This is a genomic window from Anoxybacillus ayderensis (assembly GCF_000833605.1).
GTDB classification, from domain to species: Bacteria; Bacillota; Bacilli; order Bacillales; family Anoxybacillaceae; genus Anoxybacillus; species Anoxybacillus ayderensis.
This window is the reverse complement of sequence record NZ_JXTG01000021.1, coordinates 22,803-38,729: the sequence shown is the minus strand read 5'-3', so window position 1 is coordinate 38,729 and position 15,927 is coordinate 22,803. Positions and strand designations below refer to the sequence as shown.

Genomic DNA, 15,927 nt, shown 5'->3' with positions numbered 1-15,927 from the left:
TGAAGCTCACGTTCCCTTTGACAACAACCAAGCCGAACGAGATCTTCGCATGGTCAAAGTCAAAGAGAACATCTCGGGTACATTTCGTCAGGAAACGTTCGCGCAGTCGTTTTGCATCGCAAGAAGCATCGTTTCCACACTCACGAAACACGAAAAAAACGTGTGGGACTCGTTGTGTCTTCTGTTGACAGGCGAAACGATAGATCGTGTTCTTTCCGCTACCTAGGGCATTTTCTATGACAGAAATGCCCTATTTGTGCTGGGCTACTTTACACACTAGCACTCGGGTGAATAGTTACGTCGAAGGAATACCTTTTTTCAGTAGCGAAAGTTTTTTCTTTTTCACGAAGAATAATGAAAAGCCGAGATGTTATAATGAAAATAGCAGATACGGAGAAAATGGAGGTGATTCATTTGTTATCAAAACAACACATACTCAATGAAATGTCTAAAAATTTAGATATGTGGAGTAAAAAGTATGGTGTAAAGCGAATTGGGATATTTGGTTCTTACAGTCGAGGGGAACAAAGAGAATCAAGTGATATTGATGTGTTAGTAGAATTTACAGATGATGCGATGACGTTTGATAATTATATGGACCTAAAACTTAGTTTGGAAGATCATTTTCAAAAAAAAGTAGATTTAGTCATTATCGATGATATTAAGCCTTCATTAATGTCAACTATTTTAGGGAGTGCTAAGTATGCAGAGAGAGCCTAGCGTTTTTTTACAAGATATTCTGGCTGCTGCAGAAAAAATTGAGAAGTACACCCAAGGGCTTTCTTATGATGACTTTCTAGATAATGATTTAATATCAGATGCGGTCATTAAAAACATATTAGTAATCGGTGAAGCAGCAAAAAACATTCCAGACGAAATTAGACAGGCATCCCCACATATCGAATGGAGAAAGATGGCTGGCATGAGGGATATGATGATCCATGGTTATTTCTCCATTAATTACCGAATTGTTTGGGATGTTGTTCGAAATAAGATTCCTGAGCTAAAACAGCATGTTGAACAGTTGTTAAACAAAAATTAAACTTCAAATGTTATGCATGTTAAAAGCCCCCTCCAGTCTTTTTATTTGGAGAGGGCGCCTTTTCTTACTCCCCTTTATTCGTTGTATCGTTCGGATCTGGCGTATAGCTTGATTTGTAGTCTTTGTATTTTAATTCTGTGACCATTCCTGCTGAAGCGTGATGTAAGTCATGGCAATGGAACATCCAATTTCCCGGATTGTCTGCTTGAAATGCGACGACATATTCTTCTCCAGGGTTTATATTCAACGAATCTTTGATCAATGGAGAGCCTGTGACTGGCTTCCCGTTTTTGCTTAATACTTGGAAGAAATGGCCGTGTAAATGCATTGGATGAACATCCATCGGTGAGCTGTTCACTAGTTTTACTTTGACAATATCGCCTTTTTTCACGTTGATTGGCGCTGTGTTAGGATACGTTTTTCCATTGATCGTGAACACCATCCCATTTTTGTCCATAGCCGTTCCTAAATCCATTGTGTACTCTACATCGTACGTTTGGTCTAGCGTAAATGGCCCTGTTTTGTATTTTCCGTACGTTGTGATATCGACAATAGGAAGTGTTTCTTTAGCATTTGTTTTGTCCGTCTTGTTTGTTTGGCCTTCGTATTGAATGTTTACTTTCATGCCATCAGTACCTTTCATATCTCCATGGCATTCTAATAACCATTCTCCCGGATTATCGGCGATAAACTCAATATCATAACGCTCACCCGGAGCAATATTCAACAGTTCATCTTTGATTGGTTGCGGATCGTTTAATGGCTGCCCGTCTGTTGCGACAATTTTAAACGAATGTCCATGCAAATGGAGTTTATGAGACATGTACCCTGCGTTGATGAGGCGAAGCCGCACTTTTTCGCCTTTTTTCACTTTCAGTGGTTCAATCGCTTGACCGCTTTTTCCGTTAATCGTGAAAATATCGTACATACTCATATCGTGCATCATTGAGCTATTGCCGTGATGCATATTTGTATGATTGGATTGTTCAGTCGTTGATGCTTGTTGTTGGCTCATCCATTCATCTAATACGAGCGTGTAATCTCGATCGACTTGTTCTCCTTCTTTTGGTTCAACGATCAATGTACCGTATAATCCTTTGTCCACTTGCTCGGCACTTTTTTGATGCGAATGGTACCAGTACGTTCCAGGTATAGTGGCTGTAAATTCGTACGTAAACGTTTCTCCTGGTTTAATGGCATCCATTGTCACCCCAGGCACACCATCTTGATCATTAGAGACAGGATAGCCGTGCCAATGAATAGCGGTCGGTTCAGGCAATTCATTTTTAAAAACAATTTTTACTCGCTCTCCTTGCTTTACACGAATTTGCGCTCCTGGTACAGATCCATTATACGTGTATACTGGGAGCTTGACTTGATCGTTGATTTGCAATAACGTTTCCTTTGCCGTCAGGTGAATCTCTTTTCCGGATAGCGCCTCTGTATCATTTGCCAAAGGCAAATTCTCTTTATTGGAAGTTGTTTCTTTTTTCGTATGCATGTTGGACATATCGTGTCCTTGCATCGAATTAGAGCAAGCTGCACTCAGCGCAATGACTCCTACCAATACGGTTCCTAACCATAATTTCTTCATCGCTTTCCCTCCATAAACTTGTATCGTAACATCATCATAAAAAAGAAATGTGCAAAATGTATGGAGAAAAGCTTATCAAGACAGCGGGCAAAATTTATGGTATAGTCTTTTGTATGAATGAGAGTTTTTGTTCATCATTTTATTGTTTCAATCCAATAGCAAATATAGGTGTTTCTTCACCCTCAATCATTCCAATGTGTAAAATGACGACTAGATGGAGGCAACTGTAGGATGTGTGGTTTTGTTGGCTATATTTCTGATGTCCCGAAAGAGATAAATAGTAACTGGAAAGAAACGTTCCGATATATGAACGATCTGATCACTCATCGTGGCCCTGATGATCATGGCTATTTTTTTGATGAATACGTCAGTTTTGGGTTTCGGCGGTTAAGCATTATTGATCTTGAAAATGGACATCAGCCGCTATGTTATGAAAATGGAAGATATTGGATTATATTTAACGGAGAAATTTACAACTACGTCGAGTTGCGTGACGAATTAATCAAGAAAGGGTGTACGTTTTCTACCCATTCTGATACAGAAGTGATCGTTGCTTTATATAGTATTGAAAAGGAAAACGTAGTGAATAAACTTCGTGGCATGTTTGTATTTGTTATTTGGGATAAACAAGAAAAAGAAATTTTCGCAGCACGTGACCCGTTCGGAATTAAACCATTTTTTTATGTAGAAAAAGAAAATCATCTGTTTGTCGCTTCCGAAAAGAAAAGTATTTTATATGCTCTTGAACACGACGAACTAAATCATGAAGCTTTGCAACATTATTTAACTTTTCAATATGTTCCAGAGCCGTTGACGATGTCCGCCCACATTCGCAAGCTAGAACCTGGACATTATATGAAGAAAAAACTAGGAGAGAAATTAAACATCCAGCGCTATTGGAAGGCTACATTTCATCCGACGAATCAATCGGAAAGTGAACTTGTCAAAGAAATCCAACAAGTGTTGTTTGATTCGGTAAGTATTCATATGCGCAGCGATGTTCCGGTCGGTTCATTTTTGTCAGGAGGAATCGATTCTTCGCTCATTGTAGCTATTGCGAAACAATTTCATCCGCATATCAAAACATTTTCAGTCGGATTTGAGAGAGAAGGATTTAACGAAATTGATGTAGCAAAAGAAACGGCAGAAAAGTTGGGGGTTGAAAATATTAGTTACATCATTTCTCCAAACGAGTATGTGGAGGAATTGCCGAAAATTATATGGCATATGGACGATCCGTTGGCAGATCCGGCTGCGGTCCCACTTTATTTCGTAGCAAGAGAAGCGAGGAAATACGTAACCGTTGTCCTTTCTGGTGAAGGAGCAGATGAATTGTTTGGGGGATATAACATTTATCACGAACCAAAATCTTTACAAATATTTGAACGAATGCCGAATTTCATACGCTCCATTTTAGCAATGATCGCAAAAGTATTGCCAGAAGGAGTAAAGGGAAAAAGTTTTATTGAACGCGGGATTACCCCAATCGAAAAACGTTATATCGGCAATGCGAAAATGTATAGTGAACAGGAAAAAAAGGAGTTGCTGAAAGCATACGATCAACATATAGCATACACAAACATTACCGCGCCGTTTTACCATGAAACAGAAGGATATCCTCCGATCAATCGGATGCAATATATTGATATTCACACATGGTTGCGAGGCGATATTTTATTGAAGGCAGATAAAATGACGATGGCACATTCTTTAGAATTACGCGTTCCTTTCCTCGATAAAAAAGTATTTGAAGTCGCCGCAAAAATTGCTCCGGAAATGAAAGTGAAAAATAAAACGACAAAGTATATTTTGCGGAAAGCAGCAGAAGGGATTGTTCCAGATCATGTTTTACATCGCAAAAAGCTAGGCTTTCCTGTTCCCATTCGGCACTGGTTAAAAGATGAAATATATGACTGGGCGAAACGTACGATAAAAGAAAGTGAAACAGATTATCTATTCCATAAAGACGTATTGTATCGTCTGCTAGAGGAACATCGTCAAAACAAAGCAGATCATAGCCGAAAAATATGGACCGTACTTACTTTCATGGTTTGGCATCAAGTGTATGTCGAGAAAAAATATCACTTTATGAATGAAGAAGAAAAAAGAAAACTGTTCGTGTAAATGAGTCATGTTCGGAGCTCCTGTTTTACCTAGGGGCTCTTTTTTAAAATCTTCATTGTTTATTGCGCTCTATGCATACAATAATATAAAAAAAGGGGGGAATATGAAAATGAAAAAATGGATCGTTATGTTGATGAGTTTTCTTCTTTCTGCTTGTGGTGTATCGAAAGCAGAGAAACAATATGCGTATAAAGAAGGAGATCAAATCCCATACGAAGTTGTTACAGAAGAACAGCTTCCAAAGCACATGAGAGCGTTGTATGAAAAACAGCATAAACAATTTCAAACGTATACCGTTCAACAAGATGGTGTCACGTATGTTGTCATTCATCTTGGTGAAAGAAAGACAGGCGGATATGGGGTTGAAGTTATTGATGTGCGATACGAAAAAGGGAAGGCGATCGTCTCCTATAAAGAGCGAAAACCAGCGCCGGATGCGATGGTTACTCAAGCGTTAACATATCCGAAAGTGGCAATAAAAATAAAAACATCTGTGCCAATCGAAATAAAAAAGAAATAGCTCTATGTGTTGGGCATAGAGCTATTTGCTTGCTGAAATGCCATCCGCAACAATCCATCCTGATAATGCGCAACCGAGCGAGCCTGCGCCAGGAAACACCGTGTCTCCGCAAAGCCATAACCCTTCGACATTCGTTTGCGGTGAATACGTAGACAATAAACTGAAGACACCGTTTGGAATATATCCCCCTACCTTTCCGAACGCCCGATGAGTAAAGCGAGAAAATGTCACAGGTGTGCCGACTAATTGAACATGTATATTCGTTAATGGGAATGTTTTGTTTACATGTTGCAATATTTGTTCTGTCAGCATCTTTTTCTGTTCATCATACGCATGACGATTCCACCAATGAAGTGGTTCGGTATGGGTCGAAATCGTTATGGAACGTTTTCCTACAGGCGCCATTTGTCGATCGAACGGTGCAGAAGCGGACAATAAAAATTGATTTCCTTCACTCATCGGTTTTGTTCGATCGACGATAAATTGGTGGTATAGGCTATCTGTCTGTAAGTCGTCGTCCGCTCCAATATAAATGGTAAATGCTCCCCAAGCTGGGCGTTTTTTTTCCTTTTCTTCACGAATTGAAAATGTGCGTTTTATTGAATCGTCTAAAATGGAGAAAATACTATGGATAGAGCCGTTAAATACAACGTGTTTCGCTTCATATGTTTGTTTTCGATTTGTCGTCACAAGCCAATGACGCTGTTTGCGAATGGACACAACTTTTCCACGCATCCGTAGTTCTCCGCCAAGCTGTTTATAACGTTCAGCGATCGTATGAACAACGTTTGAAAGCCCTCCCTCAACGTAAAACGCTCCGCGATGAAATATGCTTAAGGCGACGGCGCCAAGCAAAGCGGGACAACGCTCAATCGTTGTTTGCACACTATCAACGAGTTGGCCGTTTAAAAAAGCAATGAACGTTTCGTCACGGATGCCATAATGTTGCAGTCGTTTCGCAATCGATTGAAACAAAAATGGTGTGGCGCTTATTAGCTTGCGATCTGCTTTTTGCATCGCTTGAAATAAATGTTTAATCGTTTTCGGAGGAACGATCGGTCGTTTATATACAAAAGAAAGCATCGCATCCGCCAGAGAAAACATTTCTTCAAAAAAGCGAACAATGGCTGCGCTATCTTTTGGAAACTGTCGGGCAATTTCTTCAAACCAACGTTCTTTTTGTTGGTAATATCGAATCGTTCGTTCCGAAAAATGTACGTCCATGATCGTATCCAATAAATGAACAGGAGGGGGAGACATGTCGAGTTCATGAAATAGTTTTGAAAATACGCCGCCTTCTTCAAATCCCATCCCAAGTGTAGCGCCTGCTTGAAAACGAAACGACTGTCGTTCGAACTTTCCTGCACATCCACCGAGTTCGCTTGCAGCTTCGAGCGTGAGTGTGCGGTATCCTTTTTTCGCAAGCAGCGCGCTTGCGGTCATCCCTCCGAATCCTGTTCCAACAACAATGACATCGTACAATATGTTCACCTTCTTTTTCTTTTTATTATACAATTATTAAACAAATATTGTACAATAAAAACACGTAATATTTGAAAGGATGAGATGTATGCATACAGCAGTTGTTTGGTTTCGCCGAGATTTTCGATTGCACGATCATACAGCGCTCGTTCACGCGCTTCAGTGGGCGAAAGAAAGGGAAGGAAAGCTTCTTTTTTTCCTTCATTTTGACCCTTATTTCGCCAAAGAGCGAACGTATCATCATGAATACTTTTTTCAAACAGTTGAGCACTTTCGTCAGTCATTATGTGAATACGGCATTCACATGCATGTATTGTATGGGGACACAGATCAAGTATTTACTCGCCTCATTCGTCATACAAATATGCGTGCGATTTTTTTTAATCAAGACGAAGTTGGGCGTGGAAAAGAGCGGGATGATTACGTTCAGGCGTTGTTACAAAAGCATGAGGTGGAAGTGTATACATATGATGATGCGCATATGCATGGGGCATTTGAAGTACTAAAAGCAGATGGAACGCCTTATAAAGTATATACACCATATTACCGCGCATGGCGAAAACGCCCGAAGCGTTTTCCGCTTTCAATAGACATCGATTTGTTACGTGCTCATATGTTACATATCACGCCGCTTTCGGAAGATGACGAGCGTGCGTTTACGATGTGGCTTGCGTCATGTACGAAACGTTGGGAGCATACGAGCGAACAAGACGCTTTACATGTTTTACAGCAGTTTATCGATACGGCACTTCCGCATTATCATCGGAAACGAGATATTCCGGGCGTTGCGGGGACAAGTCGTTTATCTCCACATTTAAGAACTGGGACGATTTCTATTCGCACCGTTTTTCATGCGGTTGCGCAACAATTTGGAAATGGATATGATGAAGCGATAGAAACGTATATAAAAGAGCTAGCTTGGCGCGATTTTTATCATATGATTTATGCGCATTTTCCGTTTACAAAAACGGAAGCGTTTATTGAAAAGTATCGTCATCTTCCATGGTCGCGTGATGATGAACGCTTTGAAGTTTGGAAAGAAGGAAAAACAGGTTTTCCACTCGTTGATGCAGGGATGCGCCAGTTGAAAAAGGAAGGATGGATGCACAACCGTCTGCGCATGGTTGTTGCCTCGTTTTTAACAAAAGATTATTTGATCGATTGGCGCATGGGCGAACAATACTTTCAACATATGTTAATCGATTACGATGAAGCATCAAATATCGGGGGGTGGCAATGGGCTGCTTCTGTCGGGACAGATGCTGTACCGTATTTTCGCGTCTTTAACCCGATTGAACAATCGAAAAAGTTTGACCCAGACGGCACATATATTCGCACATATGTACCAGAACTTGCTTCTTTCCCTTCGGCACATATTCATGAGCCATGGAAAAGTAACATAAAAGTCGATTACCCTGCACCGACAGTAGACCATTCATTGCAACGCCAACGCGCCATTGCGTTGTTTCAAATGAATGAACGATTATAGCCTACTTGATGAAGTGGGCTTTTTTGCTTTAGTTAAAGCATAAAGCTTGTGAAGGATTATAAATTGTAAAAAAGAATAGAAATAAAGAGCGTATATCCTTCAGCGTTGTTATGAGCCGTTTTGATTGAGGGAGATGAGAAAGGGGGGAGAGGACAGTTAAATAATTTTTGTAATTATTTATAAAAATCTCTACATAAATAATAAATTTTCATGGTATTACTTATGTAGAGAGGTGACTGAAATATTACAGCATTGGCGAATTCGCGAAGCTTATCGGAACAAGCCAACAAACGTTAAGAAATTGGGATAAAACAGAAGAACAAGAACTTGTCGAAGATTTAGTTCAGATTATCACCGTTTTTAGTTGTAAGCTTCAAGGGAAAAGAGCCAATCGAGCCAAGAAAATGATAAAGGAGTGGCTTGAGGATGATTCGGTCGATCAAAGTGAGGTTAGAGCCGAACAACAAGCAACGAACAAAATTATTTGGATCCGCAGGCGTGGCTCGTTGGGCGTACAATTGGACGCTTGAACAACAAGAAAACAATGATAAAAGCGGTGGCAAATTCATCAAAGACGGGGATTTACGAAAAAAGCTCACCGCTTTAAAACAAAACGACCCCAATTATCAATGGTTATACGATTATTCCAACAATATCACCAAACAAGCCATTAAAGATGCGTGCAAAGCATATAAAGACTTTTTTAAAGGAAAAACAAAAAAGCCAAGATTCAAAAGCAAAAAGAGAAGCAAGCCATCTTTCTACCAAGACACAGAAAAAATCAAATTTAGTGATACGCATATGTATATCGAAAAAGTCGGATGGGTACGTCTATCCGAACGAGGAAAAATTCCAACGAATACAAAGTATTACAACCCTCGTATCACGTTTGACGGTGTGCATTGGTATGTGTCCGTAGGATATGACGTTCCAAAACCATCTGTCGCATTAAACAGCCATACGCTAGGAATCGACGTGGGAATAAAAGATTTAGCTGTTTGTTCGGACGGTCGGGTATTCCCAAACATAAATCGAACGAAAGAAATCAAAAAACTAGAAAAGCGTTTGCGTCGGTTGCAGCGCAAATGCTCAAGAAAGTATGAAATGAACAAAATTCAAGAAAAAGGAGGTGCAGTCCGTTACGTCAAAACACGCAACATTGCAAAACTCGAAAGGAAGATGCAGAAGATACAAATTCGGTTAGAACATAAACGCATGGACTACGAGAATCAAGTGGTGAACGAGTTGGTGAGAACCAAGCCTTCTCGGATCGTCATGGAGCATTTAAATATTCGTGGGATGATGAAAAACCGCCATCTATCGAAGGCTATTCAACAACAACGGTTGTACACGTTGAAACAAAAAATCAAACACAAATGCGAATGGTTTGGGATCGAGTTTGTCGAAGCCGATCGGTGGTATCCATCAACAAAGATGTGTCATTCGTGCGGATATATTCAACCGAAAATAAAGCTATCAGACCGCGTATTTCGATGCGAGCATTGCGGGATGGAAATGGACAGAGATTGGAATGCAAGTATCAACCTTTCAACATATCCTGCATAGCTGTTTGTACCGTGAGTTACACGGGAAGTCAAGCCTTCGGAGCGCCAAACAAACGAGAGTAGCTTCGGCAAAATCGGGCGCGATGAACAAGGAAGCAAACAGAAATGTCTACAAGGTTCTTGTAGAGTTTTGTAAGTTTTGCGTAACGGGAGAACAATGATAGAAAAAAAGAAGCTTTACATTAACGGAGAATGGGTAGAAGCAGAGTCGTACACTCAACTTTTGGCGCCATATGATGGAGAAGTATTGGCACACATTCCTACTGCGACAGAACAAGATGTGAAGCGGGCGATTGCGGCTGCGGATAAAGCGCGACGAACGATGGCGAAGATGCCTGCACATGAACGCGCGGCCATTTTAGAGAGAGTCGTGACGTTATTGCAACAGCGTGCGGACGAAGCGGCTACGATCATCGCGAAAGAAGCCGCAAAGCCAATCACAATCGCCAAAGCGGAAGTAGCGCGGACGATTCAAACGTATAAATTTGCGGCGGAAGAGGCGAAGCGAATTCATGGGGAGACGATTCCACTTGATGCTGCGCCAGGTGGGGAGCATCGTGTCGCTTTTACGGTCAGAGAGCCGATTGGAGTGATTGGAGCGATTACCCCGTTTAATTTTCCGATGAATTTAGTAGCGCATAAGCTAGGCCCTGCGATTGCATCTGGAAATACGGTCGTATTGAAGCCTGCGAGCCAAACGCCGCTTTCTGCGTATTTTATCGCGGAGTTGTTTGAACGAGCAGGATTGCCAAAAGGGGCACTTAATGTCGTGACAGGCAGCGGAAAAACAGTTGGCGATCAAATTGTGACAGATCCGCGTGTTCGCATGATCACATTTACAGGAAGTCCTGACGTAGGAATCGCTATTCGCAACAAAGCTGGCTTAAAACGTGTGACGCTAGAATTAGGGTCAAACTCAGCCGTCATTATTGATGAACAAGTGGACGTTGATCGAATCATTCCGCGATGCGTCGTCGGTGCTTTCTCGTTTCAAGGGCAAGTGTGTATTTCCTTGCAACGTATTTATGTGCATGAAAAACGGTATAAAGAATTCGTCGAAAAGTTTGTGGCAGCGGTGAAGCAGTTGAAAGTTGGTGACCCGCTTGATCCGAAGACAGACGTTTCGGCTCTTATTTCTGAAAAAGATGTGGAGCGTTCGTTACAATGGATCGAGGAAGCGAAACAAGGAGGCGCTACCGTTGCAATTGGTGGGGAGAGACAAGGAAATATTTTGTTGCCGACAGTCATTTTAGACGCATCGCCAACATTGAAGGTATCATGCCAAGAAGTGTTTGCGCCGATTGTGTTGATTAATAAAGTTTCATCTGTCGACGAAGCGATTGAGCTTGTCAACGATTCGCGCTACGGGTTGCAAGCAGGCATATATACAGACGATGTTCATACGGCATGGGAAGCGGCAGAGAAACTACATGTCGGCGGGGTGCTTATTAATGACATTCCAACGTTTCGTGTCGACCATATGCCATATGGCGGGGTAAAAGAAAGCGGATTTGGGCGCGAAGGTATTCGATACGCAATCGAAGAAATGACAGAGTTAAAGCTTATTATTTTCAACCGAAATCGGTAAAGAGTGCACAATCGAACAATTTTGGCTCTTGTCGTCTGAAACAAGAGCCGTTTTCGTTCAGGTGCGCGAAGGATGGATGAGCGCAAGGAAGTAATACATGGAAGGGGGACTTCCATTGGACATTTTTATCCGCATGGTGATTGATGTCATTTTGCCGCTGTTTTTGTTGATTGGTGCAGGGGCGTATTTGCATCGATTGTTTCATTTTGATATGAATACGTTGTCAAAAATAACGACATCTTTTTTGCTTCCGGTAGTTGGGTTTGTAAACATTTATGAGAGCGACATAACAAGTGATGTATTGTTGAACATCCTCTTTTTTCTCGTTATACAAAATGGGACGCTTATTATGCTTAGTGCGATGATGGCAAGATGGCTAAAGCTTGATCGAAGTTTAGGGGCAACGTTTCAAAATACAATCGTGCTTAACAATTCTGGTAATTTTGGTATCCCGGTTAGTCAACTTATTTTTCGCCAAGAGCCGATAGGTTTGTCGATCCAAATTGTTGTAACGATTTTTCAAAACTTTTTAACGAACACGTATGGATTGTTTCAGTTTATTTCTGCAAGTGAAAATAAAGGGAGAATGACTCGTGAATTTTTAAAAAATCCGATTATTTATGCCCTTATTTTTGGTGTTATTTTCCGAGTTTTTCATATTTCTGTCCCCTCGTTTATTTGGCAGCCGCTTGAGCATGTCGCTGATGCTTTTTTAGCGATTGCTTTGTTGACGTTAGGTGCTCAACTTGCTTATATGAATATGAAACGTATTCCGCGTCTCATGTTTATAACGATTGGTAGTCGGCTAATTATCTCTCCTTTCATCGCTTTTTTCATCATTTTGATTTTACATATAAAAGGAATTACAGCCCAAGCGTTGCTTATTGCAAGTGCATATCCTTGTTCGCGAAATACAGCGTTATATGCGTTAGAATACAATCATCATCCCGAATATGCAGCCCAAGCTGTATTTTTATCTACTTTGCTTAGTCCGGTGACAGTAGCTAGTGTCATTGGTATAGCGCATGTTTATTTTTAACCCACATGCCAAGGGAGCCCACCGTTTATGGTTCTTTTGGCATACGTTTGTTTTATGACTTCATGATGACAGGAACCCACAATTCATTTTCCGGATGGCGAGTTGGCGGATAATAACATTCGATGCAAGGAAAATTAGCGAGCTTATATTGAGAAGCAGGGAGCCATTGTGAATATAATTGCTGCCACGCTTCGTCAATATTTGGAATAACTGCCCATGTATCATGCGAAATCGTCATTCGTTCCATGTTTGACACTTCTCCGTCATAGCGTATCCCCATGAAGTAAATAAACTCCTCATCTGTTATTGTTGCATCTTTCCCACAAACGCCTAACAGCCCTTCAAGTGTACACTTCGGCTGTTCCCACGACAAATCAATAAGTTGTTGCATCAATCCATTCTTCTCGGCATGAGCCCAAAGTGAAGGAATCGTTTGAAATGCTTCGTTTGTTTTTACGTGGTATCCTTTTCCTACCAGTGTTAATTCAAATGGGATGGTTTCAATTTTATACTCCATTTCGTTAGCTCCTTTTGTTAAATTGATGGACATTTTTGTATGAGTTGAAATTTCTCACCTTTTTATATTAACATAAAAATCCAATATACATTTATAAATTTTTCAGAAGGTGTTGCATGATATTGAATAACATCGTTACATTCTTTCGTTTTATTGTTGTTGGGATGAGTAATACACTTGTGGATTTTTTGGTATTTTTCTCGCTCATAGCACTTCATGTGCCGTATATGTGGGCGCAAATATTCGGCTATAGCGTAGGTGTGATCAATAGCTATATATGGAATCGAACGTGGACATTTCGATCAGCAGGAGGGATAAAAAAACAATTTGTTCGCTTTCTTGTCGTAAACCTTTGTTCTCTCATCGTGACGATCATGATGTTACATCGTTTCAGCGAAATGTTTCCGATTGCTTTAAACAAAACGATAGCGACAATGGGCGGAATAGCAATCAATTGGTTCGGCAGTCGCATGTGGGTGTTTTCTGAAAAAGTATGTTGTGAAGAAAAGTAACACATATTTCGAAATATTAAGAAAAAATAGTTGTTTTATTTACTTCTTATGTTATATTTATGTTATTAAATATAACATAAGGGGGCGTGTGTATGTTTTTGATAAAGAAGAGATTGAAAGTGGAAGAAGCGAAAGAAGAGAAACCGAGTGAAATACTAAGTCAAATTGAAGTGGCGGTTGATCAATTAAAAGCAGTTGTTGAACAAATGAAACTAGCTGCTAGTTCACTTGATCATACGTCTAATGCAACGCAACAAAGTACGTTCCAACTTGTTGACCATTTAGAAAAAACAGTAAGTTATACACTACAAGTGGAAGAAAAGACGAAAGTCATCGAGTCGTCAGCATTGAAAGTTTCCGATGTTTCCCGTCGTATTCATGAGTACAGTGAAGCGTCCTATAATGAGCTTATTGTAGCATGGAATTCACTACAAAAACTTCAACTTGACATGGATGAGTTGCGAACGAGTCATTATGCTTTGCTTAGTCAGATGGAGTTGTTAGTCAAGCAGTCGCAAGAAATTCGTCACATTTTGTCAACGATTGCTTCGATTTCACAAAAAACGGGTATTTTAGCTCTGAATGCAAATATTGAATCAGCACGCGCAGGAGAGCACGGTAGAGGATTTTCAGTTGTTGCGAATGAAGTAGGAAAATTAGCGAATCAAACATCTGTTGCAGTAGAACAAACGCGAAATATTTTATCTTCTATCCAATCGGGGATTCATTCGACGATGAGAATGGTAGAAGTAGAAAATGAGCAAATCGAAAACGGATCAAATGAAATGAACCGTGTATTATCTCTTATGGTTGGATTTAAAGAACGGTTACATGATATGACCGCGTTGGCGCACGAATCGGCACAATCTGTTGAAGGGCAGACAGCGAGTGTACAAGAAATTTCAGCTTTGCTTGCATATATTTCAGCGATGGCATCAGAAAATAAAAACTATGCGCACGAAGTAGCGAGACATATGGATATACAGCATAAAAATGTCGAACAAATGTTGAAAGTAAACGAAGCGATTGAAAAAACATCAAATGAATTACAAGCCATGATGAAAAAAGATGAACATGAACGAACGTTCTCTATGGACTTGCGTGTCATTGAACGAATGAAAGAAAAGCTTACATCATTTGTGCAATCTTATCCGTTTGATCGTTTGAATGCGAGTGAACATGAAGTGTATTTAAATGAATTTTTACACGTAAACGAAAATGTCGAGGCAGTTTGGTCAAATCGAATCGACGGAACATTTATTTACTCAAATCCTCCAGCTGGTCTTGTCAATGCCAAAGCTCGACCGTGGTTTGTTGAGGCGACAAAAGGCAATGTGTACGTTTCTTCTGTATATACATCAGCGTTGACAAAACGCCCATGTTTGACCATTTCAGCACCAATTGTTCAAGATGGTTCTGTCGTTGGGGTTGTCGGCATCGATTTATCTGTGTAGTTATACAGTAAGCCGGCTATGCACATTAGCTGGCTTACTGGTATCGATCTAACATGGCGAAAAATTGTTTGACAAACTGATAAAATACGTTGACGGATGGCGCCAGGTCGTGATTCGGTAAAATAATTCCGACGTTGCGGCGAACGAGCGGAAGTTCGATTGGCACTTTCACTGTATAGCGTGGAGTTGTCTCGTAAAACGTGCTCTCTGGTAATAAAGTGACGCCGATACTTGCTGAAACGAGCCCTTTGATCGCATCTAAATCTTCCCCTTCCGATGAAATAATCGGAGAAAAGCCCGCTTGTTTGCAAGCATCTTCTACTATTTTTCGCAAAATAAATCCTTCTGGAAACATGACGAATGGCTCGTGTCGCAATTCGCTTAGTGCAATGCTTCGTTTCTGACTAAGTGGATGATCTTTCGGAATGAGCGCTGCGAACGACTCTGTAAATAAAATATCCCCTCGAATACCTTTTTCCTCTGTTGGAACAGGACCTAAAAAAGCTAAATCGATTTCTCGTTTTTTCACCGCCTCGATTAAAAATTTGTACGACCCTTGGCGCAAATGAAAGGAAATGTGCGGATGTTGTTGTTTAAACGTAGAAATGACCATCGGCATCGTATAGCTTGCAAGACTCGTCGGAAAACCGATTTTAATCGTTCCGCGTTCTGGATCTAAATATTCCTCAATTTGTTGTTTCGCATAGTCGATCGCTTTTAGTGCTAATTCAATATGTTGTAAAAAGTGACGTCCGATCGGTGTTAATTTCACATTCCTTCCTTCTCGTTCAAATAACTTCACCCCAAGCTCATCCTCCAAATTGGCAATTTGGCGACTGACGGCGGATTGTGCAACATGCAATGCTTCAGCAGCTTCTGATACATGTTCCCGTTTCGCAACTTCCGTGAAATAAACGAGCTGTCTTAATTCCATATTTTCTACTCCTTTCCATCATTCTCAAAATGAGATGAATGTTATCTAAATTATATATTGTTTGTAT

The 15,927-nt window shown here is 40.5% G+C and carries 15 protein-coding genes and 1 pseudogene; 12 read left to right on the top strand and 4 right to left on the bottom strand.

Features of this window, described 5'->3' with window-relative positions; genetic code table 11:
* The 3 genes from JV16_RS15385 to JV16_RS12970 form a co-directional block, all read left to right on the top strand.
* Positions 1–226 (top strand): IS66 family transposase (locus JV16_RS15385; RefSeq protein WP_042536433.1); only part of this gene is annotated, 226 nt, incomplete at its 5' end.
* Between the two features lie 173 nt (positions 227–399).
* Complete coding sequence (locus JV16_RS12975) at positions 400–720, top strand: nucleotidyltransferase family protein (protein WP_035063457.1); 321 nt, start codon at positions 400–402, stop codon at positions 718–720.
* Complete coding sequence (locus JV16_RS12970) at positions 704–1,042, top strand: HepT-like ribonuclease domain-containing protein (RefSeq protein WP_021095628.1); 339 nt, start codon at positions 704–706, stop codon at positions 1,040–1,042. The genes JV16_RS12975 and JV16_RS12970 overlap by 17 nt, the downstream gene beginning before the upstream one ends.
* A 64-nt stretch (positions 1,043–1,106) precedes the next feature.
* On the opposite strand, the gene JV16_RS12965 is transcribed toward JV16_RS12970, so the two are convergent.
* Positions 1,107–2,636 carry a multicopper oxidase family protein gene (locus JV16_RS12965; protein ID WP_042536210.1) on the bottom strand — a complete coding sequence of 510 codons (1,530 nt, stop codon included), beginning with the start codon at positions 2,634–2,636 and terminating at the stop codon, positions 1,107–1,109.
* Between the two features lie 231 nt (positions 2,637–2,867).
* On the opposite strand from JV16_RS12965, the gene asnB reads away from it, so the two are divergent.
* The gene (gene asnB / locus JV16_RS12960) at positions 2,868–4,760 is read left to right on the top strand and encodes an asparagine synthase (glutamine-hydrolyzing) (protein WP_042536208.1); all 1,893 of its coding nucleotides are present in this window, start codon (positions 2,868–2,870) and stop codon (positions 4,758–4,760) included.
* 109 nt (positions 4,761–4,869) lie between these two features.
* Positions 4,870–5,280, top strand: coding sequence for a protease complex subunit PrcB family protein (locus JV16_RS12955; RefSeq protein ID WP_021095982.1), 411 nt, complete (start codon positions 4,870–4,872; stop codon positions 5,278–5,280).
* 21 nt (positions 5,281–5,301) lie between these two features.
* On the opposite strand, the gene JV16_RS12950 is transcribed toward JV16_RS12955, so the two are convergent.
* Positions 5,302–6,771 carry a phytoene desaturase family protein gene (locus JV16_RS12950; RefSeq protein WP_235045466.1) on the bottom strand — a complete coding sequence of 490 codons (1,470 nt, stop codon included), beginning with the start codon at positions 6,769–6,771 and terminating at the stop codon, positions 5,302–5,304.
* 70 nt (positions 6,772–6,841) lie between these two features.
* Here JV16_RS12950 and JV16_RS12945 point away from each other — a divergent pair, with 70 nt between their 5' ends.
* The 5 genes and pseudogenes from JV16_RS12945 (at position 6,842) to JV16_RS12930 (ending at position 12,443) form a co-directional block, all read left to right on the top strand.
* A complete protein-coding gene (locus tag JV16_RS12945) occupies positions 6,842–8,251 on the top strand; it encodes a cryptochrome/photolyase family protein (protein ID WP_052481263.1) in 1,410 nt (469 codons plus the stop codon).
* A 305-nt stretch (positions 8,252–8,556) separates the two neighbouring features.
* Positions 8,557–8,781, top strand: a pseudogene (locus JV16_RS16205) (hypothetical protein); the annotation flags it as partial.
* Complete coding sequence (locus JV16_RS12940) at positions 8,678–9,817, top strand: RNA-guided endonuclease InsQ/TnpB family protein (RefSeq protein WP_021095979.1); 1,140 nt, start codon at positions 8,678–8,680, stop codon at positions 9,815–9,817. The pseudogene JV16_RS16205 and the gene JV16_RS12940, both read left to right, overlap by 104 nt.
* Before the next feature lie 156 nt (positions 9,818–9,973).
* Positions 9,974–11,404: an aldehyde dehydrogenase family protein gene (locus JV16_RS12935; RefSeq protein ID WP_042536201.1), complete on the top strand. Its 1,431-nt coding sequence runs from the start codon at positions 9,974–9,976 to the stop codon at positions 11,402–11,404.
* A gap of 115 nt (positions 11,405–11,519) precedes the next feature.
* Positions 11,520–12,443: an AEC family transporter gene (locus JV16_RS12930; protein WP_021095971.1), complete on the top strand. Its 924-nt coding sequence runs from the start codon at positions 11,520–11,522 to the stop codon at positions 12,441–12,443.
* A 52-nt stretch (positions 12,444–12,495) separates the two neighbouring features.
* Here the strand turns inward: JV16_RS12930 and JV16_RS12925 are convergent, their stop codons facing one another.
* The gene (locus JV16_RS12925) at positions 12,496–12,960 is read right to left on the bottom strand and encodes a GyrI-like domain-containing protein (protein WP_021095970.1); all 465 of its coding nucleotides are present in this window, start codon (positions 12,958–12,960) and stop codon (positions 12,496–12,498) included.
* Between the two features lie 116 nt (positions 12,961–13,076).
* Here JV16_RS12925 and JV16_RS12920 point away from each other — a divergent pair, with 116 nt between their 5' ends.
* Positions 13,077–13,472 (top strand): GtrA family protein, encoded by a 396-nt coding sequence (locus JV16_RS12920; RefSeq protein ID WP_042536199.1) that lies wholly within the window; start codon positions 13,077–13,079, stop codon positions 13,470–13,472.
* Positions 13,473–13,564: 92 nt separating this feature from the next.
* The gene (locus tag JV16_RS12915) at positions 13,565–14,926 is read left to right on the top strand and encodes a methyl-accepting chemotaxis protein (RefSeq protein WP_042536197.1); all 1,362 of its coding nucleotides are present in this window, start codon (positions 13,565–13,567) and stop codon (positions 14,924–14,926) included.
* Positions 14,927–14,960: 34 nt separating this feature from the next.
* Here JV16_RS12915 and gltC read toward each other — a convergent pair whose 3' ends face one another.
* A complete protein-coding gene (gltC, locus tag JV16_RS12910; protein WP_021095288.1) occupies positions 14,961–15,860 on the bottom strand; it encodes a glutamate biosynthesis transcriptional regulator GltC in 900 nt (299 codons plus the stop codon).
* Positions 15,861–15,927 lie beyond the last annotated feature (67 nt).